A 25,057-nucleotide genomic window follows, 5' to 3' on the forward strand; every position below is an offset into this window, starting at 1 on the left:
TTCATGCAGTGAATTTGAATGCCTGCTGTTTGATAGCTCAAGCAATTGATTTAACCCGCTTGATGAGGCTGGTAATTATCCGGCGCACGCAGAGGATGCAGTGATGAAGGTCATGGAAAAAACCATCGAAACGGATCACCCAAATACCGATCAGGAAAAGATTGCTACTGTCACCCGGAGCATTACCGAGCACGGAAACTACCTACGCAAGCGCTATCCGATCTTGCAGCATCAGAATGCGCTGGGTGCGAGTGTCATGGTGTTTTCCCTGGCAGGGATGGTCGTCACCGGAGGGCTCTACCTAACGGGCTATATCCCCGCATGGATGTGCATTTTGATCAATGCGCTGCTGACATCGTTCATTCATGAAATCGAACATGACTTGATTCATCGCCTGTATTTCAGAAAACAGCCGCTGGCCCATAATGCCATGATGTTTTTTTGCTGGCTGGCTCGGCCGGGAATGCCCAGCCCCTGGCTAAGGCGCAATCTGCATTTTCATCACCATAAGGAGTCCGGAACTGATACGGATGTCGAGGCATGGATCACGACCAGTGGCAACCCCTGGGGAATACTGCGGTTGTTGAAACTGATGGATGGGTTTGTATTTGGTTTTCTAAACGCGGTTTTTGCGCCGGGATGGCGGCAAAAGGTAAGATTGTTAGGCAAGATCATTCGGCTCAATACACCGTTCGGGCTTTTGTATTGGGGGTGCTGGTATGTGTTCCTCGGCTACCATCTGTATGTGGGCTTTGGATCAATCATCGGGGCGGAGGTCCACAGTAGTGCTGCGACATTGGCGTTAATGGATGTCGTCAATAGCGCAGTGGTTATACTTATCGCTCCAAACATGATACGGCAGTTCTGCCTGTTTTTTATAAGTTCCAATATGCACTATTACGGCGATGTTGCCCCGCGTAATGCGTTGCAGCAAACCCAGGTAATGAACGCTTGGTGGTTGTGGCCGTTTCAGCTGTTTTGTTTCAACTTCGGTAGCACTCACAGTATTCACCACTTCGTTGTGAGAGACCCGTTCTATCTTCGTCAGATGACCGCACCTTATGCGCATAAAGTCATGGCGGAGGCCGGTGTCAGGTTCAATGACTTCGGTACCTACAAACGAGCGAACCGTTTTTCCATGGGGCACTCTCAAACTCGCTCGCGGGGGTGAATTCCCCGATAAACATGATCTGTTGATAGGTGGAGCCCGGTCTGCCAGGCGGCGGGATCTTTCTTGTCGCCTGGCAGGCTTGCTAACGGTCAAGTTAGGCAAGTAGCAAGGGCTGCACTGCAAATACGAGGAGTCTTAGGTATGAAAGCGCAAGGGATGTGTGCGAAGCCGTTCGAAGCGGTCAAGCAGGCCTTCGAGGACATGTTTGACGATCCGCAGGAGCGTGGCGCCGGGCTCTGCGTGCAGGTAGGCGGAGAGATGGTTGTCGACCTGTGGGCCGGTATGGCGGATCAAGAGGGCACCAGGCCTTGGACGCGGGATACGCTGGCCAACACTTTTTGCGTTGTAAAACCCTATGTCGCGGTGGCCGTTCTGATGTTGGTCGAGGAGGGCAAGCTGGAGCTGGATGCGCCGGTGGCCCGTTACTGGCCTGAGTTCGCCCAGAACGGCAAAGCCAAGGTCACCTTGCGTCAGGTGATGAACCACACCGCGGGCCTGCCGGCGCTGCGAGCACCCGACCATAACGCCATGATGTATGACTGGGAGCATATGCTGCGGGTACTGGAAGCCGAGCCGCTCTGGTGGGAGCCGGGAACAGACCTGGGGTACGGCACCACTACCTTTGGCTGGATTCTCGGTGAGTTGATTCGTCGGGTAGACGGACGAGACCCCTGTGCCTTTATCCACGAAAAGATTCTGGACCCCCATGACCTCGACGTTCACCTCGGTGTGGACGAAAAACACTTTCATCGTATCGCGCGTTTCGACAGTGCCATCGGGCGAGTCGGTGATCCTTACTCGCAAGCGCTGCGCACAGTGCTAAAAAGCGAGCCAGCGCATATCGCGACATTCGCCTTCACCAACCCCGGAATGGTGCCCAGACGAACCAGCGACCCTCGCTGGTGGGCCTATCGGCAACCGGCTGTGTGTGGACATGGCACGGCTCACGGCCTGGCCGGTTTCTATAGTGCATTGCTGGCGGGAAACTTTATCGGTCGCGAACTGCTCAGTGAGTTCACTCGAGAGCACAGTCATGGCATGGACCGGGTATGGATGCGGCCCATGCGTTATGGATTAGGCTGCATGCTGGAACAGCAAGTCGACCCGACGGCTTCCCACGCAATGGGCCCAGACACCTTTGGGCATATCGGCCTTGGCGGTCCGATAAGTTTCGCCGATCCCGAAAGGCACGTGAGCTTTGGTTTTGTCACCACGACCTCGGGCAGCCATACGATGATTGACCCCCGTCCTGGCCTGCTGTCATCGCTTGTCTATGCGGCGCTTTGAGCGAGTAATCCTTCATGCAGGGTGGGTGCATGAGCGGGCCGCATCGGCGGCCCAGGACAATCGCAGGCGATCACTCACCGGCGCGGACGAAGGCGCCCCGCGCACAATTTGCAGCAATGGTGGGAGAGTAACGTGGTGGGTGGGTAGAGCAAGGGATATGGACTTGGAGGGTTACGATGGAGTTGGCCATCAACTTGAAGCGGGGGTGTATCAAGCTTCCGTGGGGGCTGGCTTGTCCTGTGATTGCAATCGATCTTGTGCCGGTGCGTTGTGGGGCAAATCGTCGGCGTTGAGGAGGTGAGTACCAGGAGCTGATCTTGGGCGAAAGCGGATGCATTCGGATGGCTGCTTTCGACCCAAAGCTGCCGGTGTATGGCGTCCAGGTGGGAGCGGGCTTGCCCCGCGATTCTGACTCTGAAAATTGACTGTCATGCTGCCATGAGCCTATCGCGGGACAAGCCCGCTACCACCGTCTGAAGGCCGCTTCTGGCCGATTGCAGCCTATTGAGACAGGCTAAACCCAATTTTATGGTTTGCGGACGATCACGCCACTACGAAGCAGACATACCAAGCCTGCGACAGCGAGAGTGTCGCGAGATCAAGCGCAAGGGCCCGCTATTTGATCTGCACAATGACCGGACCTTCCGTTACGATCGGCGGTTCCGCGTGAATATCTAGCGCATTTTTCTGAATCCAGTCACGTGCAACTTTCAAGCTCGCATCGCTGCCGACTTTGTCCGTGCAGACAGTCACCGACGTACCGCCATCACCCGTATTCAGAAGCGTGTAGCTGACCAGCCCTGGCACTGTCCGCAGGGTAGCTTCGACGTCGGCTTTGCGCTCTTCCAAAAGCTCGAAAAGCTGCTTCGCTCCAGCACCTAGGTAGGTTCTGATAACCGCATACATGTTCGTCTCCTTTGGGGCGCCGCCTCGATGCTAATTTCCAGGTCCACTGATGGCCGCTTTCAGCCAAGTTTCAATTCGCCCCGGTTTATTAAGCTTAGCCACACGCCAACGACAAACGAAACGCAACGACCACCGGCTGCTTCTGGCCGATAGCTGCCTTTTGCGATAGCCAGATATCGGCCAACCGAGAAGCCACGCAACCCGTTAGCCCATTACTCAGTTTGAGGGACAAGTATTGCGCTGACAGACATCCGCGCCTTACCTCCATTGCCATCGGTTTTCCCCTTGCATTAAAATAAAATACCATCGAAAAAACCGATATCCCTTCATGCGCTACTCCCCAGAAGCCCTCCAAGCCTTCGTAGAAGCCGCCGCCCTAGGCTCCTTCTCCGCCGCTGCCCGCAAACTGCGCAAAAGCCAATCCACCATCAGCGCCGCAATCGCCAACCTCGAAGCCGACCTCGGCGTCACCTTGTTCGACCGCCAGGCCCGTCAACCCATACTCACCGAAGCCGGCCGCAAGGTGCTCGGCCATGTACAGGAGATCCTCGCCGCCAGCGAACGCCTGGACCAGCTGAGCATCCGCCTGGCGGACAAGGTCGAGCCGCGGCTGACCATCGTGTTTTCCGACATGCACCAGCTCAACCCGGACAACCGGGTGATGCAGTTGTTCGAGCAGCGCTATCAGGACATCGAGCTGGAATGCATGATCGCCGAGGCCGGCGATGTGCTGAACCTGCTGCAGAGCGGCCGCGCACACTTGGGCATGCTCGCCGCGCAACCCGGCTACCCGCCGGATGTGGCCGCTACGCGGCTGGCGGCGCAGGCGCAGATGGGGATTTTTGTGGCGAGCAGTCACCCGCTGGCGCAGCTTGCGCAGCCGACTCAGGCGCACTTGGTCGGGCATCGGCAGTTGTACTTGAATACCTACACCGACAGTGTGAACAAACCCCAGGGGCGGGTGTGGTCGGCGCCGGATTATCTGATGCTGCTGGAGATGACCGAGGAGGGCTTTGGCTGGGCCGAGTTGCCCCACGGTCTGGTCAGGCAGTACGGCCATGGCCAGCTCACCGAGCTGAAGCTGCGCGGCTGGCCGCGGCCAATCGCGGTGGATGTGGCCTGGTCGAAGCTGACCCCGCCGGGGCCGGCGGGGTTGTGGTTGCTCGATCGGTTGCTGGAAAGCAGCTAGGCGCGGGCGCCGGCCCGTTCCAACAGCACCTGCATTTCCTTGTAACCCCGCTGCCGCGCATGCTGCAGCGGCGTCACGCCTTCACCATCGGCCAGGTTCACATCCGCCCCGGCCTTGATCAGCTCGCGCACGATCTCGACATGCCGCTGGCCGCCGTCGCCGAGGATGATGGCCTCGAGCAGGGCGGTCCAGTGCAGTTTGTTGACGTGATCAACCGCCACACCTGCGGCGATCAGCAGGCGCACGGTGTCGACGTGGCCGCGTTCGGCTGCCGGTATCAGCGCGGTGCCGCCGTAGCGGTTGGTGCTGGTGAGGTCGGCGCCGTGGGCCAGGGTCAGTGTGAGGATGTCGTTGTGGCCACGGGCACCGGCGTACAGGTAGGGGCTGTCTTCGATGGAGTCCTTGGCGTTGACGTCGGCACCGGCGTCGATCAGTACCTTGGCGGCTTCGACCTGGTTGTTGTGGGTGGCCAGCAACAGTGGGGTGCGACCCATTTTGTCGCGGGCTTCACGGTTCGCGCCCTGGTCGAGCAGGCTGCGCACCTGTGCGGCCTGGCCTTGTTCGGCTGCGCTGCGCAGTTGGCTTTCGAGGGTGCCGCCGTCGGCGCTGGCGGTCAGCGAGGTGAGCATGGCAAATACCACGGCAAGGTGAGTGGACAGGCGTTCAAGGAGCATGGCAGTACCTCCTGGTGGGCGATTGCTCGCAAGGTCGGGCCATGTTAAAAGTCGGGCTCCTTATTTAGAAGTTAAATAAAAGCATGTCTGTCAGTGAAAAATCGAATAGGCCGCTGTTCGACCTCGACCTGTTGCGGGCGGTGGTGATGGTCAGCGACTGCGGCAGCTTTACCACGGCGGCGGCGCGCCTGCACTCGACCCAGTCGACGGTCAGCCAGAAGGTCCGCCGGCTGGAGGAGATGGTCGGGCACAAGCTGCTCGAGCGCGGCAACCGCGACGTGCTGCCCACTGACGCCGGGCAGACGCTGCTCGGCTACGCCAGGCAGATGCTGGCCTACAACGATGAAATGCTCGAGGCGATGTCGGGCGCGACGGTGGCGGTGACCGTGCGCCTGGGCGTGCCGGAAGACTTTGCCGCCGGGCGCACCACCCATCTGCTCTCGACCTTCAACCGCAAGCATCCGCAGGTCAAGCTGGAGGTCACCAGTGGCCTGTGCCGCGACCTCAGCGCCAGTTACGACAACGGCGAGCTCGACCTGATCCTGCTCAAGCAGCGACGCAACAGCCGTGAGGCGGTGGCCTGCTGGCCGGAGAAGCTGCAATGGATCGACAGCGCGAAAAACCCCGCCTTCGACCAGGACCCGGTGCCGCTGGTGACCTTCCCGCCACGCGGCCTGTACCGCGACGACATGATCGGCGCCATCGAGCGCATGGGCCGCCGCTGGCGCATCAGTTTCACCAGCTCCAGCCTCAGCGGCCTGCAGGCGGCGGTGGCCAACGGCATGGGCATCAGCCTGCTGCCGCTGCGCGCGGTCACCGCCGAGCATTTGCAGCTGACCTCGGCCCACGGCCTGCCGTCGATCGATGCCATGGAGGTGGCGATCATTCATCGGCCGACCGCCGACGCCATGGTCAAGGAACTGGCCGCGGAGCTGGCGCGTACCCTGGCGAGCGAGTAACAGCAGCGTCGCTCTGCTGTACCTGTAGCATCGCTACAGCGTACCTGCAGGCTGCTCGCTCTGCAGCCATCTAGCAGGCTGGTACAGGTGCACGCGATTACGGCCCTGGTGCTTGGCGGCATACAGGGCGTTGTCGGCCTTGGACAGCAAGCGCGAAAGGTCGTGTTCGCCAGGGCCGCTGGCGCCGACGATGCCGATGCTGACGCTGAGGAATCCCGGTTCCAGCATCGGTAGCGCGTAGAAGCTTTCACAGATGCGTTGCGCTACCTGCTGCGCCGTCTGCGCGTCGGTATTGGCCAGCAGGCAGGCGAACTCTTCACCGCCGATACGGGCGAAGACATCCTCCTGACGCACGCTGTTGCGGGTGATCTGGGCGAAGGCGATCAGCGCCTGGTCGCCGGTCTGGTGGCCGTGGGTATCGTTGAGGCGCTTGAAGTGATCGAGGTCGCACAGCAGCAAAGCCACCGGCTCGCCACGGCGGGCGCAGTCGGCCAACAGCTTTTCGCCACGGGACATGAAGGCGCGGCGGTTGCCGACGCCGGTCAACGGGTCGGCATAGGCGGCGGCCTTGAATTTCAGCTCGGTGCGCTCGCGGACCATGGCCAGGGTCACGTAGGCGATGCCGATGGCGTAGAGCATCGACTCAAAGAGCATGAACGAGAAGAAACCGGTGCCGCGGCCGTTGCTGGTGATCGCCTGGTCCAGCGACACGCCATGGTCGGCAACGGTACGCACGCAGTAGAAACCGGTGTGCACCAGCATCAGCAGCAGCGCTGGCAGGTAGGAGACTTCAAGCTGCTGGCGGCTGCGCCACAGTTCAAAGATCGACAGGCCGCCATACGTCGCCGCCAGCATCGAATACACCGTCACCCGCAGGCCCAGGTCGTCGTAGAAACCCGGCATCAGCCCCCACAGCGACCAGAACAGTGCGCCGGCCAGGATCCCCGGCAGGTGCGGCGGGCGGCCGGTAAACACACGCATGGCGGTCCAGTTCAGCGCCGCGCCGAGCAGCAGGACAATGTTGCCCAGCACCAGGGCGATAAAGTCGGGGGTCAGGCCGCGCAGGCTGATCAGGGTCACGCCGCAGGCGGCGAGCAGGAGCATGCTGCCCAGGTAGCCGAGGGTCCGCTCGCGTACGCCGCGGCTCCAGGCATGCAGGGTCAGCAGGCCCATCAGGGCAAAGATGAAAATGGCCACCAGCAACAGGGTCGGGATGCTCAGCAGCAAGGGTATCGCTCTCCGCTCATGGCCGGGTGGCCAACCGGCCAGCGCCGGTTTTCAGCGGCATGCTAGCCGAGCAGGTGCCACTTTGCCAGCCGTTCGCTGCCTTCAGGACAGGCTTCGGTTATGCTGCTGGCCGATCCTCAATCGGCGGACCACCCATGCCCAGACTGCCTTCGCTGACCGCCTTGCGCACCTTCGAGTGCGCCGCCCGCCACGGTCATTTCGGCCGCGCCGCCGCCGAGCTGTGCGTCACCGACAGCGCCGTAAGCCATCAGATTCGCCAGCTCGAAGAGCAACTGGGCGTTGCGCTGTTCGTCCGCGAAGGCCGCCAGGTGCGCCTGACCAGCGAGGCGGGGCGCCTGCTCCAGCATTTGCAGCAGGCCTTCGAGCTGATCGGCAAGGCCTGCGACGAGCTGCGCGACCCGGCCTCCCAGGCGGTGCTGCGCCTGGCCGTGACCGCCGAGCTTGCGCAAAATTGGCTGGTGGCGCGCCTGGCCGATTTCAGCAGCCGCTACCCGCATATCACCCTGCACCTGCACGAGCAGCCGATCGATGCCGGGGCGCCGGCCGCCGATATCGACCTGGCGATCACCTATGGCACCAGTTCGGTGGATGCCAGCACCCACTTCGTCCGGCCCTTGCCGCTGTTGCAGTTCTTTCCGGTGTGCAGCCCCGGGCTGTTCAACCTCGGCGGCCTCAAGCGCCCGCGCGACCTGGTGCGCCACTGCCTGCTGCACGACGACCAGGACGGCAAGACCTGGACCGCCTGGCTCGCCACCCACGCCGAGGATGCCCAGCCCGGGCGCCAGCTGTACTTCCCTCATGCAGCTTTGGCCCTTGAGGCGGCGGCCTTGGGGCAGGGCGTGGCCATGGGCGACAACCTGACCTGCCAGGCCGACCTGGTCAGTGGCCGCCTGGTGCGGCCGTTCAACGCCAGCGTCACCGCGCTGGGGCAATACGCGCTGGTGTGCGAACGCCTGCGCCTGGAGCGCGGCGCGGTGGCCGATTTCATAGAATGGTTCACCACTCAGATCGCCGAACCGTGAATTGAATTCATCAATCGCTTAGATTTCATCGTTGGAAGCCTCGGCCCGGGCGGCGTAGCGTGCAGCTATCCCCACCCACCGCAGAGGTTGCTCATGGCGCGTTCACTTACCACCACTCCCAAGGCCGATGGTTTCCGCCTGCCCGGCGAATTCGAGCACAAGGCCGGTTGCTGGCTGGGCTGGCCGGAGCGCCCGGACGTCTGGCGCAACGGCGCAAAGCCTGCGCAGAAAGTCTGGGTCGAGATCGTCAGCGCCATCGCCTCCAGCGAGCCGGTCACCGTCTGCGCCTCCGCCGCCCAGTACGCCAACGCCCGGCGCCTGCTGCCGCCGCAGGTGCGGGTGGTGGAAATGACCTGCAACGACACCTGGTTCCGCGACAGCGGCGCGGTGTTCGTGGTCAACGATGCCCGCGGCGAAGTGCGCGGCGTCGACTTCGAGTTCAACGCCTACGGCGGGCTGGATGGCGGTCTGTACTACCCCTGGGACAAGGACGACCAGATCGCCCAGAAGATCCTCGAAATCGAGAACCTCGACCGCTACCGTGCGCCGCTGATCGCCGAACTCGGCGGAATCCAGAGCGACGGCCAGGGCAGCCTGCTGACCACCGAACAGTGCCTGCTCAACCGCAACCGCAACGCCCACCTGGGCAAGGCTGAAGTGACCCGCCGCCTGGAGGATTACCTCGGCGCCGAGCAGGTGATCTGGCTGCCGCGCGGCTGCAAGTTCGACGAAACCGACGGCCACGTCGACGACCTGGCCTGCTTCGTACGCCCCGGCGAAGTGGTGCTGCAATGGACCGACAACCGTGACGACCCGCAGTGGGAAATCTACCAGGAGGCCTACGACATCCTGCGCAGCACCCGCGACAGCCGCGGCCGCGAGCTCAAGGTGCACAAGCTGCCGCAGCCGGATGTACTGGAATGGACCGCCGAAGAAGCCGCCGGCCTCGACCAGGTTGACGGCACCCACCTGCGCCAGGCCGGGACCAGGATCTGCGCGTCGTACATCAACTACTACGCCGGCAACTCGGCGATCGTCGTGCCGCTGTTTGGCGACCGTAACGACCAGGTGGCCCAGGCGACCCTGGCCGAGTTGTTCCCTGGCCATCGCATCATCGGTATCGACAACTCGCGGGAGATTCTGCTCGGCGGTGGCAACGTTGCCTGCATCACCATGCCGCAATACGCCGGAGCAAAAATCTCATGAGCCTGCGCGCCTGTGGCCTGGCCGTAGCGCTGGCGTGCGGTATGACGCAGGCGCTGGCTGCCAGCAATGAGCAGCCGACGGTCAACCTGTACATCTGGGGCGAGTACCTGGCCCCGGATACCCTGAGCAACTTCGAAAAAAGCACCGGTATCCGCGTGGTGGCCGACCACTTCGACTCGCTGGAAACCGTGGAGACCAAACTGCTGACCGGGCGCAGCGGCTACGACCTGGTGCTGACCGCCGGCCAGCACCTGTCGCGGGCGATCAGCAGCGGCGCCCTGCAGCCGCTGGACAAAGCCCGCCTGCCGCACCTGGCCGGCATCGGCGAGGAGTTCCGCCAGCACATGGCGGTGTACGACCCGGGCAATCGCTATGCCGGCACCTATGCCTGGGGCACCACCGGCTTCGGTTACCAGCAGCAGGCTTTGGCGGCGCGCCTGCCCGAGGCGCCGACCGACAGCTGGGCGATGCTGTTTGATCCGCAGGTGGTATCGAAGTTTGCCAGCTGCGGAGTGAGCCTGCTCAACGACCCCAACGAGGTGTTCGCCGCCGCCATGCGCTACCTGGGCCTGGACATCAACCAGCAGCGCGTCGAGGACCTGCGCCAGGCCGAGGCCCTGTTGCAGAAGGTGCGGCCGTACATCCGCTACTTCGACAACGACCGCAACATCAACGACCTGGCCAATGGAGAGACCTGCCTGGCGATGTCGTGGAACGGCAACGTCGCCATCGCCCAAAACCAGGCGCGCCAGGCCAACAAGGCCATCGACCTGACCTTCAGCATCCCCCGCGAGGGCACGCTGATCTGGCTCGATGCCCTGGTGATCCCCAAGGACGCGCCGCACTCGGAAGCTGCCCTGGCCTTGATGGACTACCTGATGCGCCCGGAGGTGATCGCGCCGATCACCGACAATATCCAGTACGCCAATGCCATCACTGCGGCCGATGCCCTGGTCGATCCGGCGATACGCAACGCTCCCGGCACCTATCCGCCCGCCGAGGTGCGGGCGCGCCTGTACAGCAAGAACGACAACAGCAAAGCCTTCAACCGCGAGCTGACCCGCGCCTTCAGCCGGCTCAAATCGGGGACCTGAAGCACGCCAAGATGCGCGGGTGCGCCACATTGTTGCGCCCGCGCGTCGCGGCGATTGTGGCACTTGCCGGCGTGCGGTATGAGTAGCCCACTCCCGCCGCCCAAGAGCGGGAGATCACAAGGAACGCCCCGAATGCCTCAGCTCAAGAACGCGATCTCCCTGGCCTTGCTGTTGCTGGCCACGCCCCTGGTCCATGCGCAGACCGCCAACCCCGAAGCCGCCGTGCGCTCCAACCTGCTGGTCGATGCGGTGGCATGGCGCCAGACCGCGGCGGAATTCCGCGCGCTGTACTACCAGGGTTTCAACGTCGCCAAGGCGCGTCTGGACCAGGCCCTGGCCAACCAGAAACCCGGCGACAAGAAACCTGCGATCATCAGCGATATCGACGACACCATCCTCAGCAGCAACACCTACTGGGGCTTTCTGATCGGCCAGGACAAGGAGTTTTTCGATGATGCGGTGTGGGACCGCTGGGTCGCCGCCAATGGCCCGACCCTGACCCCGGGGGCGCTGGAGTTTCTTGAGTATGCCAAGTCCCGTGGCGTGGAGATCTTCTACGTCTCGAGCCGCGACCAGGGCGACAAGACCTACGAGTACGCGCTCAACAACCTGCGCGCGCTCAAGGTGCCGTACGCCGACGAAGCCCACGTGACCATCCTGCGCGAAAGCTCGAACAAGGAGCCGGCCCAGCACAAGATCGCCGAGCAGTACAACGTGCTGCTGATGCTCGGTGACAACCTCAACGATTTCGAGCGCAGCTTCTATGTCGACAACGTCGGCCAGCGTGCCCAGCTGGTGGACGCCAGCCGCAGCAAGTTCGGCGGCCAGTACATCATCTTCCCCAACCCCACCGACGGCCATTGGCTCAAGGCGATTTTTGGCGAGTCGGAGCCCGCCGATACTCCGGCCAACCGGGCGAAATTCCGCGAGGCAGCAGAGCAGGGCGCCTGGAAACCGGCCAGCTGATTCACCGAAGCCATAAACAAAAAATCCCGCAGGCCGTGTGGCCTGCGGGATTTTTCATGCAACCGTGAAACTTAGCGCTGTGGGTTGAGCACCAGGTTCATGTGACGGTTTACATCTTTGTACAGCAGGTAGCGGAACGGGCCCGGGCCGCCGGAGTAGCAAGCTTGCGGGCAGAAGGCGCGCAGCCACATGAAGTCGCCGGCTTCCACCTCGACCCAGTCCTGGTTCAGGCGGTAAACGGCTTTACCTTCGAGCACGTACAGGCCGTGTTCCATGACGTGGGTTTCAGCGAACGGAATCACGCCGCCCGGCTGGAAGGTGACGATGTTGACGTGCATGTCGTGACGCATGTCGGCCATGTCGACGAAGCGGGTGGTGACCCAGGCGCCATCGGTGCCCGGCATCGGGATCGGCGCGATGTCTTTTTCGTTGGTGACGAACGCTTCCGGCAGGGCCAGGCCTTCAACCACCTGGTAGTGCTTGCGGATCCAGTGGAAGGTGACGTTCTTGGCGCTGTTGTTGCGCAGGCTCCACTCGGCGGCCGGTGGAATGAAGGCGTAGCCGCCTTCTTTCAGGGTGTATGGCTTGCCCTGCAGGGTGATGTCGATTTCGCCTTCGACCACGAACAGTACCGCTTCGGCGTTCTTGTCCAGTTCAGGACGCTCGCTGCCGCCTTCCGGCGCCACTTCGACGATGTACTGCGAGAAGGTCTCGGAGAAACCGGTCAGCGGGCGGGCGATGACCCACATGCGCATCTTGTCCCAGAACGGCAGGTGACTGGTGACGATGTCACGCATCACGCCTTTGGGGATGACCGCGTAGGCCTCGGTGAACATGGCACGGTCGGTCAGCAGTTCGGTCTGCGCCGGATGGCCGCCGTGGGGAGCGTAGTAATTGGACTTCGACATGGAACACCTTCTGTCGTTGTTGTTCTGGGGTTTTGTGTTGCATCGCCCGGGTGTTGCCCTGGGCGATTGTCTTTCTCTGCGGCGCAAGCCGGCAGAAATGTGTTGGGTCAGCCGCTGCGCACCTCGAAGTGCAGCGCCGGCGCGGGTGCAATCAGCTGGCCGCGGCGTACCAGGCGCCGCTCGGCCGGCGCGGCGGCGACTGCGGCGGCACCGTTGTCGGCCTTGAGCACGATAAAGGTCGCCTCGTTGCCGACCTTCAGACCGTAGTCGCTTTTGCCCAGCACTGCTGCGCCGGCCGTGGTGGCCATGGTCAGTGCCACATTCAATTCTTCATCACTGTAGAAGCCCGAGCGGTAGCCGATCAGCATGGCGCGCTGGAGCATGTCGGCGTTGCCGTAGGGCCACCAGGCATCGCGGATATTGTCGTTGCCGGCGAACACGTTCACCCCGGCGGCGCGCAGGCGCAAAATCGGCGGGAAGCCATGATCGCCCGGGGCGTTGGTCATGATTGCCACCCCGGCGTCGGCAAGAGTGGCGGCGGTGCGCGCCACTACCTCGTCGTCGACCTGGCCCAGGGCATAGGCATGGCTGACCGCGACCCGGCCATTGAGGCCGGCGGCGCGGGTACGGGCGGCGATCCGTTGCAACTGTTCGATGCCTTGCAGGCCGGGCTCGTGCAGGTGGATATCAATCTTTACAGCATGGCGCTCGGCAATGCCGAAGACCACATCAAGCTGACCGTCGGCGTCGCCGTCGAGGGTGGTGGGGTCGATACCGCCAATCACGTCGGCGCCTTCACGGATCGCCGCATTGAGCACATCGGCGGTGCCTGGGCAGGACATCACACCGGCTTGCGGGAACGCCACCAGCTCGATATCGACGATGCCGCGCCATTTCTCGCGCGCCTCCAGCACCGCTTGCAGGTTGCGCAGGCCGGTGGTGGCGTCGACGTCGACATGGCTGCGCATGGCCACGGTGCCGAACGACACCGCCTGGCGGATCAGTGCCTCGGCACGCTCGAGCATCGGCGGGGCAGCGGCCAGTTCACGCTTTTCGATGGCCAGGCGTTCACGCAGGCTGCTGACCGCTTGATGCGGGTGCCAGCGGTCGCCGACAAAGCTCTTGTCCAGATGGATGTGACCGTCAACCAAACCGGGCAGCACCAGGTGTCCTGCCAGGTCGATGACCTCGGCGCCTGCGCTGGCCGGACGTTCGCGGCCCAGGCTGACAATGCGCCCGTCGGCAACCGCGAGGTTGAGCAGGCTGCCATCGGCAGCAACAGCGTTGACGAATACACGATCGATCATTTCACAGCCCTTTGCCTACTACTGATTCACACCCTATAGAAAGACTGTACCTATCCACAAATTAAATATTGGAATCGGTTGCAGTGGATTTCTGAATGCGAACCCTGGCCTGGCGCTGATTCAGCCCAGCAGGTGCTTGAGCGGGTGATAGTCGGCCTTGAGCGTTTGCGTGGCCTTGAGAATCGCCTCTTCGATGCCGCGCAGGTGAGTGCACACCAGCTCGATGGCCGCGGCCTGGTCACCGGCTTCGATGAAGCCCAGCAGGCGCAGGTGCTCGTTGCCGCGGCAGGCCTCATGGCGCTCGTCATCCAGGGTCGAGGCGTACAGCGAGCCACGTTCGATCAGCTTGCGGAACCAGTCGAGCAGCACCGGGTTGTCGAGCACTTCGGCCAGGCGCAGGTGGAACTCGCCGAGCAGGTTGACGTAGCGCCCATGGTCGCCAGCGTCGGCGGCGGCTTCTTCTTCGGCAACATGCTGGTGCAGCGGTGCGAGGATGTCGGGGTCGGCGCGTCGGCAGAGCTCGGTGACGATGCCGATTTCGATCAGCCGACGGGTTTCGAACACCGAGCGGATGTCATCGTCGCTGGGCAGTGATACCCAGGCGCCTTTGTTCAGTTCGGTGGACACCAGGCCGTCGGCTTCCAGTTGCTTGAGCGCTGCGCGCACCGAGGTGCGGCTGACCTTGAACAGCTCGGCCAACGACGACTCGCCCAGCTTCATGCCGGGGCGCAGGGTGCGTTTTCTGATGGCCTCGTGAACCCCTTGGTAGACGCGCTCTACCGTCGATGCGGGGTGTTTTTCCGTCATTACCAGCTCCGATATGCCTTGACCTTATAAGCATGCCGTAAATGTGGGCTGCTGTGCACCACTGTGTGGCAGATGAACCTGTGGGAGCTGCTTGCACCCAATCCTGTGGGAGCCGGCCTTGCCGGCGATTGGTTCAGGCAAAACCTGATGTGCTGAATGTACTGGCTTCATCGCGGGTCAAGCCCGCTCCTACAGTGTTGAGTGGGTACATATATTGCTGGTTGTGTGTACTTGAGTAGCGTTCAAGTGGATACATGTTTCCTGTCTCGTTACCTGATTTCTCAATTTTCTCCCCCTGGCGTTTGACCAGTTGGTCAGCTTAATCAGCCTTTCAGCAACCCCGCAGAAAAAAATTACCAGATAAAAATCAAATGGATAACTGCCTGCAACGCGGCCGGCAGGTTCGCCGCTACCTGCCATCTGGCACACATATTGTTCGTCGAAAATCGTTAGACAAAAATTGTATGCAATATTTGTATGCATCGGCGCAGGGCAGCGCCAACACTGCGGTCCCACTCTTCAAATCCAACAATAATTCGCTGCAGCACCTGCATTCAGGCGCTGCAGAAGGAGCCCGGGGAACATGCAATTGGATACTTCCAACCCGCTGCAAACCTCCTACCTGCCACCGCAGGCCGCGCCGGTCGAGCAGGGGGCCCTGAGCCCCCGGCTGCACAACGCCGACCTTGCGCCGACCAAGGCTGAAGGCCGGCGCTGGGGCGGTTACAGCATTTTTGCCTTGTGGACCAACGATGTGCACAACATCGCCAACTATTCCTTCGCCATGGGCCTGTTCGCCCTCGGCCTGTCCGGCTGGCAGATGCTCGCGGCGTTGAGCATCGGTGCCGTGCTGGTGTACTTCTTCATGAACCTCTCGGGCTACATGGGGCAGAAAACCGGGGTGCCGTTCCCGGTGATCAGCCGCATGAGTTTCGGCATCTACGGTGCGCAGTTGCCGGCCATCATCCGCGCGGTGATCGCCATCGCCTGGTTCGGCATCCAGACCTACCTGGCCTCGGTGGTGTTGCGGGTGCTGCTGGTGGCGGTGTCGCCCGACCTGGCACGCTTCGACCATGACGCGATCCTCGGCCTGTCCAGCCTCGGCTGGGCGAGTTTTATCGCCATCTGGCTGGTGCAGCTGGTGATCCTCACCTTCGGCATGGAGATGGTGCGCAAGTACGAATCTTTCGCCGGGCCGGTGATTCTTTCCACCGTGCTGATCCTGGCGGTGTGGATGTACCTGCGGGTCGACGGCCAGCTGGCCTGGTCGGTCGGCGAACCGCTGACCGGGTGGGCGATGTGGACCCAGGTGTTTGCCGGTGGCGCGCTGTGGCTGGCGATCTACGGCACGCTGATCCTCAACTTCTGCGACTTCGCCCGTTCGGCGCCGTGCCGCAAGACCATCCGCATCGGTAACTTCTGGGGCCTGCCGGTGAATATCCTGGTGTTTGCGGTGATCAGCTTCGTGCTGGCCGGGGCGCAGTTCAGCATCGATGGCCGGGTGATCGACAGCCCGACCCAGATCGTTGCCGCGATCCCCGACAAGACCTTCCTGGTGCTCGGTTGCCTGGCCTTTCTGATCGTCACCGTGGCGGTGAACATCATGGCCAATTTCGTTGCGCCTGCGTTCGTGTTGTCGAGCCTGGCGCCGAGCCGCCTGAACTTTCGCCGCGCAGGATTGATCAGCGCCACCCTGGCGGTGCTGATCCTGCCCTGGAACCTCTACAACAGCCCGCTGGTGATCGTTTACTTCCTCTCCGGCCTGGGCGCGCTGCTGGGGCCGCTGTACGGGATCATCATGGTCGACTACTGGTTGATCCGCAAAGCCCAGGTGCATGTGCCCGACCTCTACAGCGAAGCGGCCAGCGGCACCTACCACTACACCCGCGGGGTCAACTACAAGGCGGTGGCCGCCCTGGTGCCCTCGGCCATTGCCGCCGTGGTGCTGTCGCTGGTGCCGGCCTTCAGCGCCCTGACGCCGTTCTCCTGGTTCTTCGGCGCCGCCATTGCCGGCGGCGTGTACTACCTGATCTCCGATCGCAACAAACACTACGTGGACTGTTCCGGCGAGCACTTTGCCGTCGACAGCGCCCAGCACTGAGCTCTGCACAAGGAATACCGCAATGAGAATTTTGGTCGTAAACGTCAACACCACGGTGTCGATCACCGACGCCATCGCCCGCCAGGCGCGCAGCGTGGCTTCGCCAGGCACCGAGATCGTCGGCCTGACCCCGCGCTTTGGCGCAGAATCGGTGGAGGGTAATTTCGAGAGTTACCTGGCGGCAGTGGCGGTGATGGAGCGGGTGCTCAGTTATGACCAGCCGTTCGATGCGGTGATCCAGGCCGGGTACGGCGAGCACGGGCGCGAAGGCTTGCAGGAGTTGCTCAATGTGCCGGTGGTGGACATCACCGAGGCGGCGGCCAGCCTCGCCATGTTGCTGGGCCATCGCTATTCGGTGGTGACCACCCTGGATCGCACCGTGCCGCTGATCGAAGACCGCCTGAAACTGGCCGGGCTGGACAGCCGTTGCGCTTCGGTGCGTGCCAGTGGCCTGGCGGTGCTGGAGCTGGAAGAAGACCCGGAGCGGGCCATCGAGTCAGTGGTGCGTGAAGCCGAGGAGGCCGTGCAGTTCGACAAGGCCGAGGTCATTTGCCTGGGCTGTGGCGGCATGGTCGGGCTGGAGGAACGGATCCAGGCGCGCACCGGGGTGCCGGTGGTGGACGGGGTGACGGCGGCGGTGGCGTTGGCGGAGTCGTTGGTGCGCTTGAAGTTGAGTACGTCGAAGGTGCGCACTTATGCGCCGCCGCGGCAGAAGCAGATTCTGGGGTGGCCTCGGGCGTTGTTGGGGTGAATTGACTTTGCCGTCCGCGGCGGCCTTATCGCCGGCAAGGCCGGCTCCCACAGAGGCTGGCGTCATGGGGACTCTGTGGGAGCTGGCCTTGCCAGCGATCGACCGCGCAGCGGTCGGCTTTTTCATTCAGCGGTGTTTGTGCTTACGCTTGTGCTTGTGTTTATGCCCACCGGAATCGTGACGGTTATCGTCGGCGATGTTGTTGCCCAGGGCACCACCGGCCGCGCCACCCAGGCCGGCGCCGATGGTCGAGCCGGTACGACCGCCGAGCTGGTTGCCGATCACCGAGCCACCCGCCGACCCCAGGCCGCCGCCAATCGCGGCCTCGGTACGGTTGCCCTTGCGCGCACCGACGGCGCTGCCAGCTGCGCCGCCAACACCCGCGCCAATGGCTGCACCAGTGCTGCCGCCGATCTGCTGACCGACCACGTTACCCAACGCCCCGCCGAGGCCACCGCCAATGGCGGCAGTACCATCCCCGGCAGCCATGGCGCCCTGGGAGAGCAGGATACCCAGCGTCAATGCAGGTAATGAGATACGCATGTTGTTAGCCTCAAGAAATACGGGGGTTAGGGGAGCAGCAGGGTAAATCAATCGTCATCATCATCGTCGTCACGGTCGCGACGGCGGTCGTGGTCGTAGTTGCGGTAGCGGTCGTCATCGCGGTAGCGCTTGTACTTGCGATGGTCGTGATCGTCGCGGTCATCCCAGTCGCGGGAGTAACGATGGTCACGGTCGCCACGGCGGTAATCGTCGCGGTCGTAATCGTGGTAGTAGCAGCCAGAGGCGGCCAGTACGCTGGCGATCACGGCGATTTGCGTCAGCTGTTTCAGCACTGAGGGTCCTTGATCCGCAGAGCGGTAGGGAAGGTATTAGCTCAGACTGTGTTTCCGGGATTTTGTTTCCGGATGGGCGTTGTAATTTGCGGCAACAAAAAAGGCCCACCGGAGTGGGCCAAACGTTCTGAAGGGAGGACGCTCAGGATAAAACCTGGCCGGTTAAGCCGTCGTTAAGGGCGGGCAGGGTCTATAATTTTTTCGATTTACCCGTCTTGCCTACCACATCCTGCCCCGGGTCGGTGCCGCCATGCCTGCAGAGAATGAGCCGCTTCCTGCGTCGCAGATCCTCTTCGACGATGCTGATTGCGGTTTATTGCTGACCGCCGAAAACGGTCAGATCGAGCGGGTCAACCTGACCTTCTGCCGCTGGATCGGCTATCACCGCGACGAACTGCTGGGCCGCCCCATTCAAAGCCTGATGAGCCTGGATGCGCGCACCTTTCACCAGGCCTACTGGCTGCCGCTGCTGCAAATCCAGGGCTCGGTGGTCGATGTCAAATTCGACCTGATGCACCATGATGGCTACACCTTGCCGATGATGCTCAGCGCCATCAGTTGCGAGCACGACAGTGGCGTCTTTCATGAACTGGCGCTGTTCAGGGCCGAAGGCCGCCCGCGCTACGAGCGGGCGCTGCTCAACGCGCGCATGCTTGCCGAACAGCACCTGGCCAAACACCTGAAAACCCGGCGTGCCCTGGACATCGCCCAGGGCAAGTTGCGCGTCATTCATGCCGCGACCGAGAACCGCGCGTTGTTTGCCGAGCAAATGGTCGGCATCGTCAGCCACGACCTGCGCAACCCCCTGGCGGCGATCAAGATGGCAGCAGACCTGCTCGGGCGTGGCCTGCTGGATGCCAAGCAGACCCAGGTGCTGGGCCATATCACCCATTCGGCGGACCGGGCGCAACGGTTGGTGGCTGATTTGCTCGATTTCACCCTGGTGCAGGTCGGGCGCGGTATCGCCGTGAGCGTGCAGCCCGTGCGCCTGCACGCGCTGATCGGCCAGTGCCTGGAAGAACTACGCCTGGTGTTTCCCGGCCATCGGCTGATTCATCAGGCGCTGGGTGACGGCGAGTTCATCGCCGACAGTGATCGGCTCTACCAGTTGGTCGGCAACCTGGTGGCCAACGCCATGGCCTACGGCGCGCCGGGCAGCGAGGTCAGTGTCAGTTCGAGCTTCGAGGACGACCGGGTGGTGCTGTCGGTGCACAACCACGGCACGCCGATTCCGCCGGAGCTGCTGGATAACCTGTTCGAGCCGATGATCCGCGGCAGCCATGACAATGCCGAGCTGCGCAGCGTCGGCCTGGGGCTGTTCATCGTGCGCGAGATCGTCCGTGCCCATGGTGGCGAGGTGGTGGTCAGTTCATCCGCGCAGGCGGGCACCACCTTTACCGTGACGTTTCCGCGAAGTTGACAGGCGCCCGCATCTGGGCCAAGTTGGCCGCCTTCAAGCCTGACCTCGGTCGGGCTTTTGTTTTTTCGGGCAGGGATGTCGATCGTGAAGTTTCTCAAGAAAGCCGTGTGGTTTGTCCTGTGCATCACCTCTGGCATTGTCATGGGCACCGGGCTGTTCCAGTTCGTCGGGCCTGGCGGCAACACCGACCTGGGCGCGATGCTGGTGATGATCGCGTTTTTCATGGGCTATTTTCTGCGCCCGCAACGAGCGGCGCGGGTGGTGCGCTGAAGCATGGACTGGAAAACCCTGGAAAACAGCCTGGTCGACTCGGCACGGGCCACCCTTGAGGCGCTGCTCGACGACGGTGTCGGGCCGCTGTATGGCGCGGCCTTTCATGCCAGCTACCGTGAAGAGGAACGGGTCATCGACCTGCCGTCGTTTGCGGCCAACAGCCTGGCGGCGCTGGATGAGGATCATCCCCGGCGCAAGCAGGAAGGCTTCTGGGGCGTGCAGTGGAACCCGGCGGACTGGCGTTGGGACTGGTTGCTGGACGATTACGCCAACGCTGCCCTCAGTGCCCTGGAGGCGCCGCTGCAAGCTTATGCCAATCGTGCCGGGCCGGATGCCTGGGCGGCGACCGAGCAGCGCTTTCTGAGGACGGTGGCGCGCGCCGCCAAGGCCCTGAACCGCATTTACGCTAAAGATCCACGGGTGGCCAAGGACTTCATTGTGTTTTTCCATGATGAATACGGCGGGCCGGAGCTGGCGGCCAGAAGCCTGTCGCCACGTCAGTTCCTGCACCATTTCCCCGAGCAGGATGCCACCGAGCAGGAGCGCCGGCGCGTTGCCGCGCTGGCAGACGACCAGCAGGTGAACTACTACCTGAGCTGCCTCTCGCGTCCTCAGCCTATTGACGGCGAGGAGGCCAGCCGCTGGCTGATTGCCCGTGGCGCCAGTGCAACGGCTGCGTTGGTGCACCTGCTGCAGAAGGGCCCGGAGCGCTGGCGGGCGGCGATGATCCTGGGCCTTGCCGGGGTGGCCGAGGCGGCGGCAATCGAAGCGTTGCGTCTGCAAGTGGTCAACGGCACAGAGCCGAGCACGCGCAGGTGGAGTGCCAACGCGTTGGGTTATCTGGGCGATTTTGACTGGTTGCTGGCGCAGGCGGCAGATACCCAGCTGGCGGGCTTTTCGGTGGTTGGCTGCTGCGCCAGTCTCAGGGCGTTTCGCGATCAGGGTGCGCAGCCAGGGGTACTGGATTACCGTCCGCTTGAAACCCTGTTGCAGCGTTATCCGCAGTGCGCAGCGGACGCCGAGGAGACGATCAAACCGGGCTCCAGTTTTTGCACCCTCAGCAACGGCGACATCGAGGAAGCAGTGCGCGGCCTGGCGTCTGAGCATGTCGCCATTCGCCGCCATGCCGCCTGCGTGCTCGACAACCGTCGGCTGGGCAAGCGCAAACTGGCACAGGCCCTGGCCGCGCTACGCGAATGCCTCAATGATGCTGACCCGAAGGTGGCCTACCTGGCTGGCTTGACCCTTGAGTCGCTGCAACGCTGAGGCGAGCAACCTGCCTTTGTCTTGGCAGCCACTGGTCCAGCGGACACAGCTCCACTGTGGGAGCTGGCTTTGCCAGCGATGAGGCCAGTGCAGGCGGCACACAAGGTGGTGTCTGGGTTGCGACCGCTTCGCGCTCGATCGCTGGCAAGTCCAGCTCCCACAGGTTCGGTGCATGCAGATCTATTGTGGGAGCTGGCTTTGCCAGCGATGAGGCCAGTGCAGCCGGCACATAAGGTGGTGTCTGGTTTACGACCGCTTCGCGCTCGATCGCTGGCAAGTCCAGCTCCCACAGGTTCGGTGCATGCAGATCTATTGTGGGAGCTGGCTTTGCCAGCGATGAGGCCAGTGCAGCCGGCACATAAGGTGGTGTCTGGGTTGCGACCGCTTCGCGCTTGATCGCTGGCAAGTCCAGCTCCCACAAGTTCGGTGCATGCAGATCTATTGTGGGAGCTGGCTTTGCCAGCGATGAGGCCAGTGCAGCTGGCACATAAGGTGGTGTCTGGTTTACGACCGCTTCGCGCTCGATCGCTGGCAAGTCCAGCTCCCACAGGTTCGGTGCATGCAGATCTATTGTGGGAGCTGGCTTTGCCAGCGATGAGGCCGATACAGCCAGCACATCAGCTGACGTCTGGATTACGATCCCTGGCAAGGCCAGCTCCCACAAGTCCGGCGTACACAGATCACTGTGGGAGCTGGCTTGCCAGCGATGAGGCCCGCCCAGTCGACTCATCAGCTGGCGCCTGCTCGCCTGGCGCCGCAAATACCCAACCATACAAAGGACAGCAACCAGACGTAATACCCATAGGTGTATCCGGTAACGGTGAACTGACCGTCCTCGTCATACAAACTCACCAATTGCCACTGCACCGACAACCCGGCCAGCAAGGCCAGCAGGGCATAGATCAGCCTGCGTCTGGCGCTGCGGGTCCGGTACGCCGCCAGGAACAATGGGTTCGCCAGCCAGGCGAAGTAGCCGAACAGCATGACCGGCAAGCCCAGAATGGAGGCCAGAAAGCCGGAGTTGGTGGTTTGGCTGTAGACCTCGTGCAGCCAGTTGTGCTCCTCGCTGTGCACTGCGGGTAGCACCAGGCTGAGCAGGTAGAGGGCCAGCCCCAGGTCTCGTGGCTCAAGCCGTCGCGGGCGCCATTTGATCACCGTGGCAACTCGATACGCGCCACCAGGCCGCCGCCCTGGCGGTTGCTCAGCAGCAGCTCACCCCCCTGTTCGCGAACCGCCGAGCGCGCCGACGACAGCCCCAGGCCAACACCACCGGTATCGCGGTTGCGCGAGGACTCCAGGCGAAAGAACGGCATGAACACCTGGTCCAGCGACGCTTCGGGAATTCCCGGGCCGCGGTCACTGATTTCGATAACGATGTTGTGGGCGCTGCTGCTCAACTGTACCTCAGGCTCGCGTGCATACTTCAGGGCATTCTCCAGCAGGTTGGTCACGGCGCGTTTCAATCCCAGGGGCCGACCGTTGAAGACCAGGTTGGCCGGTCCTTCGAAGGCTACATTGATCTGCTGATCGCGATAGTCGTCGACCAGGGTTTGCAGCAGTTCGGCAAGGTCGAACGGGGTGGTTTCCTCCAGCCGGGTTTCGTCACGGAAGAAGCCCAGTGCGGCGGTGATCATGCTCTGCATTTCATCGACGTCACGGAACAGCTTGCGTTGTTGCTCCGGGTCGTCGATGAACTCGCCGCGCAGGCGCATGCGCGTCAAGGGGGCGCGCAAATCGTGGGAAATGGCCGCGAGCATCTGCGTGCGCTCGGCCACAAAATGCTGGATCTGCGCCTGCATGGTGTTGAAGGCAGTGATCGCCTGGCGCCATTCATGCGGGCCTTCAAGGCCAATGGGCGGCGCACGAAAATCACTGCCAAAGCGCCGCGCCGCACGAGCGAAGCGCTGCAGCGGGCCAGCCAGCTGACGGGTGCCGACCCAGGCCACCAGCAGCGCGGCAACCAGCGCCAGCACGCCGATGATGGTAAAGCGCATGGCCGAACTCAGGCCCCAGCTGCGGTACGGCGGGGTGAAAGCCAGCCAGCTGCCGTCGTTGATCTGCATGACCAGTTTGTAATGGGCATCGGGGCTGTCCGCCGGCCAGTCGCTGGGCTGGAAGCCCTCCAGCTGTCGCGGGCTGTCGGCCAGCAGGCGCTGCAACGGCGGGGCTTCCTCCAGGGTAATCCGTGCCCCTGGCCCGGGCAGTTGCAGGTCGGCGCGCTGGCGGCTCCACTGCACCTCCAGCAACGGGTTGCTGGCTGCCCGTGCCAGCGTCGGGCGCAGCTCGGGCGGCGCGGCTTCGAGGGTACGGGTGGTCACGGCGATCTGTTCGAGCAGGCCGGTCTGGGTCAACGGCGGGCGCGCCCAGACCCCGGCCATCTGCACGAACAGCACATTGAGCGCTACCGAGGTCAGCATCGCCGCGATGATGGTCAGGGCAATGCGCCGGCTGATGCTGTCGCGGCGCAGGTCGAGGCGGATCACGAGCGGCTGACCTTGGCGCTGAACAGGTAACCGCCATTGCGCACCGTGCGGATCAGCTCCGGGCGCTTGCTGTCGGGCTCGATCTTGCGCCGCAGGCGGCTGACCTGCACGTCGATGCTGCGGTCGAAGGCTTCGTGGCCCTGGCCGCGGGCCAGGTCAATCAGTTGCTCGCGGGTGAGGATGCGCTGCGGGTGTTCGAGGAACACCAGCAGCAGGTCGAACTCACCGGCCGACAGCGGCACCATCACCCCTTCGGGGGTGCGCAGTTCGCGCCGGGTGACGTCCAGTTGCCAGTGGTCGAAGTGAATCAGCGGGCGGGTTTCTTCCTGGCTCGGCCGCAGCTGCTCACCGGCCCGGCGCTGTACCGCACGCAGGCGGGCGAGCAGTTCGCGGGCATCGAAGGGCTTGCCCAGGTAGTCGTCGGCGCCCAGCTCCAGGCCGACGATGCGGTCGCTGAGCTCGTCCATGGCGGTGAGCATGATGATCGGGATACCGGTGTTGGCCCGCAGCTTCTGGCACAGGCTCAGGCCGCCTTCGCCGGGCAGCATCAGGTCGAGGATGATGATGTCCGGGCGCTGCTGTTCGATGGCCGCCCACATGGCCTCGCCGTTGCCGGCCAGGTCGACTTCATAGCCGTGGCGGACAAAGAACTTCTTCAGCAGGGCACAAATTTCCATGTCGTCATCGACGATCAGCAGTCTGCTCACGTTGTGGTCCACGGGCCGTGAAAAGTGCGTATCTAAAACCATTCTGCGCTGCTGGTCATTTATTTCAATCTCGCAACATTCCTGCAGCGCCGACACAAAGCGGACATCAGCCAGCAAAAGCCCTGGGGCACGCTATGGCCAGTTCACTCAAGGGAGTTTTCCAGATGCCGGCCACACACCCGACCAACGGCTTCGACAGCAGCCAGTCGCTGACCCTCGACCTGCGTACCCAGGAACTCTGGCGCAATGCGCTGCTCAGTTACCAGGACTCGCGCCTGGGCTTGTCCAGCGACGGCAGGCACATGATCCTCAGCCACTATTTCGAGCGTTACAGCCCCACCAGCAACCAGTGGATGGAGTACAGCTACAAGATCCCCCTGGGCGAACTGGTGCACTGGATCATGAGTCAGGGCGAGCTGCACGTGGACCGTTCCACCAGCACGCCAAGCCCGGCCAACGACGGCTTTGGAGGCTGA

Annotated in this window: 25 protein-coding genes; 14 read left to right on the forward strand and 11 right to left on the reverse strand. The window is 62.8% G+C overall.

Annotation, left to right across the window (positions count from 1 at the left end; all coding sequences use genetic code 11):
• Positions 1-103 precede the first annotated feature (103 nt).
• Positions 104-1,171 carry a fatty acid desaturase gene (locus CCOS864_RS17385; RefSeq protein ID WP_115087577.1) on the forward strand — a complete coding sequence of 356 codons (1,068 nt, stop codon included), beginning with the start codon at positions 104-106 and terminating at the stop codon, positions 1,169-1,171.
• Between the two features lie 141 nt (positions 1,172-1,312).
• A complete protein-coding gene (locus CCOS864_RS17390; RefSeq protein ID WP_115087578.1) occupies positions 1,313-2,458 on the forward strand; it encodes a serine hydrolase domain-containing protein in 1,146 nt (381 codons plus the stop codon).
• Positions 2,459-3,073: 615 nt separating this feature from the next.
• Here CCOS864_RS17390 and CCOS864_RS17395 read toward each other — a convergent pair.
• Positions 3,074-3,364 carry a hypothetical protein gene (locus CCOS864_RS17395; RefSeq protein ID WP_115087579.1) on the reverse strand — a complete coding sequence of 97 codons (291 nt, stop codon included), beginning with the start codon at positions 3,362-3,364 and terminating at the stop codon, positions 3,074-3,076.
• A gap of 328 nt (positions 3,365-3,692) precedes the next feature.
• On the opposite strand from CCOS864_RS17395, the gene CCOS864_RS17400 reads away from it, so the two are divergent.
• Positions 3,693-4,553: a LysR family transcriptional regulator gene (locus CCOS864_RS17400; protein ID WP_115087580.1), complete on the forward strand. Its 861-nt coding sequence runs from the start codon at positions 3,693-3,695 to the stop codon at positions 4,551-4,553.
• Here CCOS864_RS17400 and CCOS864_RS17405 read toward each other — a convergent pair.
• Entirely contained in the window at positions 4,550-5,227 is a 678-nt protein-coding gene (locus tag CCOS864_RS17405) for an ankyrin repeat domain-containing protein (protein ID WP_115087581.1), read from the reverse strand. The genes CCOS864_RS17400 and CCOS864_RS17405 overlap by 4 nt on opposite strands.
• An 83-nt stretch (positions 5,228-5,310) precedes the next feature.
• Here CCOS864_RS17405 and CCOS864_RS17410 point away from each other — a divergent pair, with 83 nt between their 5' ends.
• Positions 5,311-6,186 (forward strand): LysR substrate-binding domain-containing protein, encoded by an 876-nt coding sequence (locus tag CCOS864_RS17410; protein WP_115087582.1) that lies wholly within the window; start codon positions 5,311-5,313, stop codon positions 6,184-6,186.
• A gap of 33 nt (positions 6,187-6,219) precedes the next feature.
• Here the strand turns inward: CCOS864_RS17410 and CCOS864_RS17415 are convergent, their stop codons facing one another.
• Complete coding sequence (locus CCOS864_RS17415) at positions 6,220-7,413, reverse strand: GGDEF domain-containing protein (RefSeq protein ID WP_115087583.1); 1,194 nt, start codon at positions 7,411-7,413, stop codon at positions 6,220-6,222.
• A gap of 155 nt (positions 7,414-7,568) precedes the next feature.
• Here CCOS864_RS17415 and CCOS864_RS17420 point away from each other — a divergent pair, with 155 nt between their 5' ends.
• The 4 genes from CCOS864_RS17420 to CCOS864_RS17435 all read left to right on the forward strand — a co-directional run bounded on the left by CCOS864_RS17420 (position 7,569) and on the right by CCOS864_RS17435 (position 11,722).
• The gene (locus tag CCOS864_RS17420) at positions 7,569-8,456 is read left to right on the forward strand and encodes a LysR substrate-binding domain-containing protein (protein ID WP_115087584.1); all 888 of its coding nucleotides are present in this window, start codon (positions 7,569-7,571) and stop codon (positions 8,454-8,456) included.
• A gap of 93 nt (positions 8,457-8,549) precedes the next feature.
• Positions 8,550-9,662, forward strand: a complete 1,113-nt coding sequence (gene aguA / locus CCOS864_RS17425; protein WP_115087585.1) for an agmatine deiminase — start codon at positions 8,550-8,552, stop codon at positions 9,660-9,662.
• 41 nt (positions 9,663-9,703) lie between these two features.
• Positions 9,704-10,756, forward strand: a complete 1,053-nt coding sequence (locus tag CCOS864_RS17430; protein ID WP_244211937.1) for an extracellular solute-binding protein — start codon at positions 9,704-9,706, stop codon at positions 10,754-10,756.
• Between the two features lie 132 nt (positions 10,757-10,888).
• Positions 10,889-11,722 (forward strand): 5'-nucleotidase, lipoprotein e(P4) family, encoded by an 834-nt coding sequence (locus tag CCOS864_RS17435; RefSeq protein ID WP_115087587.1) that lies wholly within the window; start codon positions 10,889-10,891, stop codon positions 11,720-11,722.
• Between the two features lie 71 nt (positions 11,723-11,793).
• Here the strand turns inward: CCOS864_RS17435 and CCOS864_RS17440 are convergent, their stop codons facing one another.
• The 3 genes from CCOS864_RS17440 to CCOS864_RS17450 all read right to left on the reverse strand — a co-directional run bounded on the left by CCOS864_RS17440 (position 11,794) and on the right by CCOS864_RS17450 (position 14,744).
• Positions 11,794-12,630 (reverse strand): bifunctional allantoicase/(S)-ureidoglycine aminohydrolase, encoded by an 837-nt coding sequence (locus CCOS864_RS17440; RefSeq protein WP_010225345.1) that lies wholly within the window; start codon positions 12,628-12,630, stop codon positions 11,794-11,796.
• A 107-nt stretch (positions 12,631-12,737) separates the two neighbouring features.
• Complete coding sequence (locus CCOS864_RS17445) at positions 12,738-13,937, reverse strand: amidohydrolase family protein (protein WP_115087588.1); 1,200 nt, start codon at positions 13,935-13,937, stop codon at positions 12,738-12,740.
• Between the two features lie 120 nt (positions 13,938-14,057).
• A complete protein-coding gene (locus tag CCOS864_RS17450; RefSeq protein ID WP_115087589.1) occupies positions 14,058-14,744 on the reverse strand; it encodes a GntR family transcriptional regulator in 687 nt (228 codons plus the stop codon).
• Positions 14,745-15,327: 583 nt separating this feature from the next.
• Here CCOS864_RS17450 and CCOS864_RS17455 point away from each other — a divergent pair.
• Positions 15,328-16,845 (forward strand): NCS1 family nucleobase:cation symporter-1, encoded by a 1,518-nt coding sequence (locus tag CCOS864_RS17455; RefSeq protein ID WP_115087590.1) that lies wholly within the window; start codon positions 15,328-15,330, stop codon positions 16,843-16,845.
• Between the two features lie 22 nt (positions 16,846-16,867).
• On the forward strand, positions 16,868-17,596 hold the full coding sequence (locus CCOS864_RS17460) for an aspartate/glutamate racemase family protein (RefSeq protein ID WP_115087591.1): 729 nt from the start codon (positions 16,868-16,870) through the stop codon (positions 17,594-17,596).
• 126 nt (positions 17,597-17,722) lie between these two features.
• On the opposite strand, the gene CCOS864_RS17465 is transcribed toward CCOS864_RS17460, so the two are convergent.
• Both CCOS864_RS17465 and CCOS864_RS17470 read right to left on the reverse strand, forming a co-directional pair.
• Positions 17,723-18,139, reverse strand: coding sequence for a glycine zipper domain-containing protein (locus tag CCOS864_RS17465; protein WP_115087592.1), 417 nt, complete (start codon positions 18,137-18,139; stop codon positions 17,723-17,725).
• A gap of 47 nt (positions 18,140-18,186) precedes the next feature.
• Complete coding sequence (locus CCOS864_RS17470) at positions 18,187-18,432, reverse strand: hypothetical protein (RefSeq protein WP_115087593.1); 246 nt, start codon at positions 18,430-18,432, stop codon at positions 18,187-18,189.
• Positions 18,433-18,682: 250 nt separating this feature from the next.
• Here CCOS864_RS17470 and CCOS864_RS17475 point away from each other — a divergent pair, with 250 nt between their 5' ends.
• The 3 genes from CCOS864_RS17475 (at position 18,683) to CCOS864_RS17485 (ending at position 21,391) form a co-directional block, all read left to right on the forward strand.
• Positions 18,683-19,852, forward strand: coding sequence for a PAS domain-containing sensor histidine kinase (locus CCOS864_RS17475; RefSeq protein WP_115087594.1), 1,170 nt, complete (start codon positions 18,683-18,685; stop codon positions 19,850-19,852).
• Positions 19,853-19,936: 84 nt separating this feature from the next.
• The gene (locus CCOS864_RS17480) at positions 19,937-20,122 is read left to right on the forward strand and encodes a hypothetical protein (RefSeq protein ID WP_134062860.1); all 186 of its coding nucleotides are present in this window, start codon (positions 19,937-19,939) and stop codon (positions 20,120-20,122) included.
• Between the two features lie 3 nt (positions 20,123-20,125).
• On the forward strand, positions 20,126-21,391 hold the full coding sequence (locus tag CCOS864_RS17485; RefSeq protein ID WP_115087596.1) for a DUF4303 domain-containing protein: 1,266 nt from the start codon (positions 20,126-20,128) through the stop codon (positions 21,389-21,391).
• Between the two features lie 729 nt (positions 21,392-22,120).
• On the opposite strand, the gene CCOS864_RS17490 is transcribed toward CCOS864_RS17485, so the two are convergent.
• From CCOS864_RS17490 to CCOS864_RS17500, 3 genes are read right to left on the reverse strand one after another with little or no spacing between them, the layout of a single operon-like run.
• The gene (locus CCOS864_RS17490; protein WP_115087597.1) at positions 22,121-22,546 is read right to left on the reverse strand and encodes a hypothetical protein; all 426 of its coding nucleotides are present in this window, start codon (positions 22,544-22,546) and stop codon (positions 22,121-22,123) included.
• The gene (locus CCOS864_RS17495; protein WP_115087598.1) at positions 22,543-23,874 is read right to left on the reverse strand and encodes a sensor histidine kinase; all 1,332 of its coding nucleotides are present in this window, start codon (positions 23,872-23,874) and stop codon (positions 22,543-22,545) included. The genes CCOS864_RS17490 and CCOS864_RS17495 overlap by 4 nt, the downstream gene beginning before the upstream one ends.
• Complete coding sequence (locus CCOS864_RS17500) at positions 23,871-24,623, reverse strand: response regulator (RefSeq protein WP_115087599.1); 753 nt, start codon at positions 24,621-24,623, stop codon at positions 23,871-23,873. Before CCOS864_RS17500 ends, CCOS864_RS17495 begins: the two co-directional genes overlap by 4 nt.
• A 122-nt stretch (positions 24,624-24,745) precedes the next feature.
• Between CCOS864_RS17500 and CCOS864_RS17505 the strand changes: the two genes are divergently transcribed.
• Positions 24,746-25,057 (forward strand): hypothetical protein, encoded by a 312-nt coding sequence (locus tag CCOS864_RS17505; RefSeq protein WP_115087600.1) that lies wholly within the window; start codon positions 24,746-24,748, stop codon positions 25,055-25,057.

This window comes from Pseudomonas wadenswilerensis (assembly GCF_900497695.1).
Lineage (GTDB): Bacteria > Pseudomonadota > Gammaproteobacteria > Pseudomonadales > Pseudomonadaceae > Aquipseudomonas > Aquipseudomonas wadenswilerensis.

Coding starts and splice junctions, on each gene's coding strand:
- CCOS864_RS17435 (WP_115087587.1), top strand. CDS start 10,889: ATGCCTCAGCTCAAGAACGCGATCTCCCTGGCCTTGCTGTTGCTGGCC.
- CCOS864_RS17500 (WP_115087599.1), bottom strand. CDS start 24,623: ATGGTTTTAGATACGCACTTTTCACGGCCCGTGGACCACAACGTGAGC.
- CCOS864_RS17505 (WP_115087600.1), top strand. CDS start 24,746: ATGCCGGCCACACACCCGACCAACGGCTTCGACAGCAGCCAGTCGCTG.
- CCOS864_RS17475 (WP_115087594.1), top strand. CDS start 18,683: ATGCCTGCAGAGAATGAGCCGCTTCCTGCGTCGCAGATCCTCTTCGAC.
- CCOS864_RS17465 (WP_115087592.1), bottom strand. CDS start 18,139: ATGCGTATCTCATTACCTGCATTGACGCTGGGTATCCTGCTCTCCCAG.
- CCOS864_RS17410 (WP_115087582.1), top strand. CDS start 5,311: ATGTCTGTCAGTGAAAAATCGAATAGGCCGCTGTTCGACCTCGACCTG.
- CCOS864_RS17485 (WP_115087596.1), top strand. CDS start 20,126: ATGGACTGGAAAACCCTGGAAAACAGCCTGGTCGACTCGGCACGGGCC.
- CCOS864_RS17450 (WP_115087589.1), bottom strand. CDS start 14,744: ATGACGGAAAAACACCCCGCATCGACGGTAGAGCGCGTCTACCAAGGG.
- aguA (WP_115087585.1), top strand. CDS start 8,550: ATGGCGCGTTCACTTACCACCACTCCCAAGGCCGATGGTTTCCGCCTG.
- CCOS864_RS17390 (WP_115087578.1), top strand. CDS start 1,313: ATGAAAGCGCAAGGGATGTGTGCGAAGCCGTTCGAAGCGGTCAAGCAG.
- CCOS864_RS17460 (WP_115087591.1), top strand. CDS start 16,868: ATGAGAATTTTGGTCGTAAACGTCAACACCACGGTGTCGATCACCGAC.
- CCOS864_RS17455 (WP_115087590.1), top strand. CDS start 15,328: ATGCAATTGGATACTTCCAACCCGCTGCAAACCTCCTACCTGCCACCG.
- CCOS864_RS17430 (WP_244211937.1), top strand. CDS start 9,704: ATGACGCAGGCGCTGGCTGCCAGCAATGAGCAGCCGACGGTCAACCTG.
- CCOS864_RS17385 (WP_115087577.1), top strand. CDS start 104: ATGAAGGTCATGGAAAAAACCATCGAAACGGATCACCCAAATACCGAT.
- CCOS864_RS17405 (WP_115087581.1), bottom strand. CDS start 5,227: ATGCTCCTTGAACGCCTGTCCACTCACCTTGCCGTGGTATTTGCCATG.
- CCOS864_RS17445 (WP_115087588.1), bottom strand. CDS start 13,937: ATGATCGATCGTGTATTCGTCAACGCTGTTGCTGCCGATGGCAGCCTG.
- CCOS864_RS17395 (WP_115087579.1), bottom strand. CDS start 3,364: ATGTATGCGGTTATCAGAACCTACCTAGGTGCTGGAGCGAAGCAGCTT.
- CCOS864_RS17420 (WP_115087584.1), top strand. CDS start 7,569: ATGCCCAGACTGCCTTCGCTGACCGCCTTGCGCACCTTCGAGTGCGCC.
- CCOS864_RS17400 (WP_115087580.1), top strand. CDS start 3,693: ATGCGCTACTCCCCAGAAGCCCTCCAAGCCTTCGTAGAAGCCGCCGCC.
- CCOS864_RS17440 (WP_010225345.1), bottom strand. CDS start 12,630: ATGTCGAAGTCCAATTACTACGCTCCCCACGGCGGCCATCCGGCGCAG.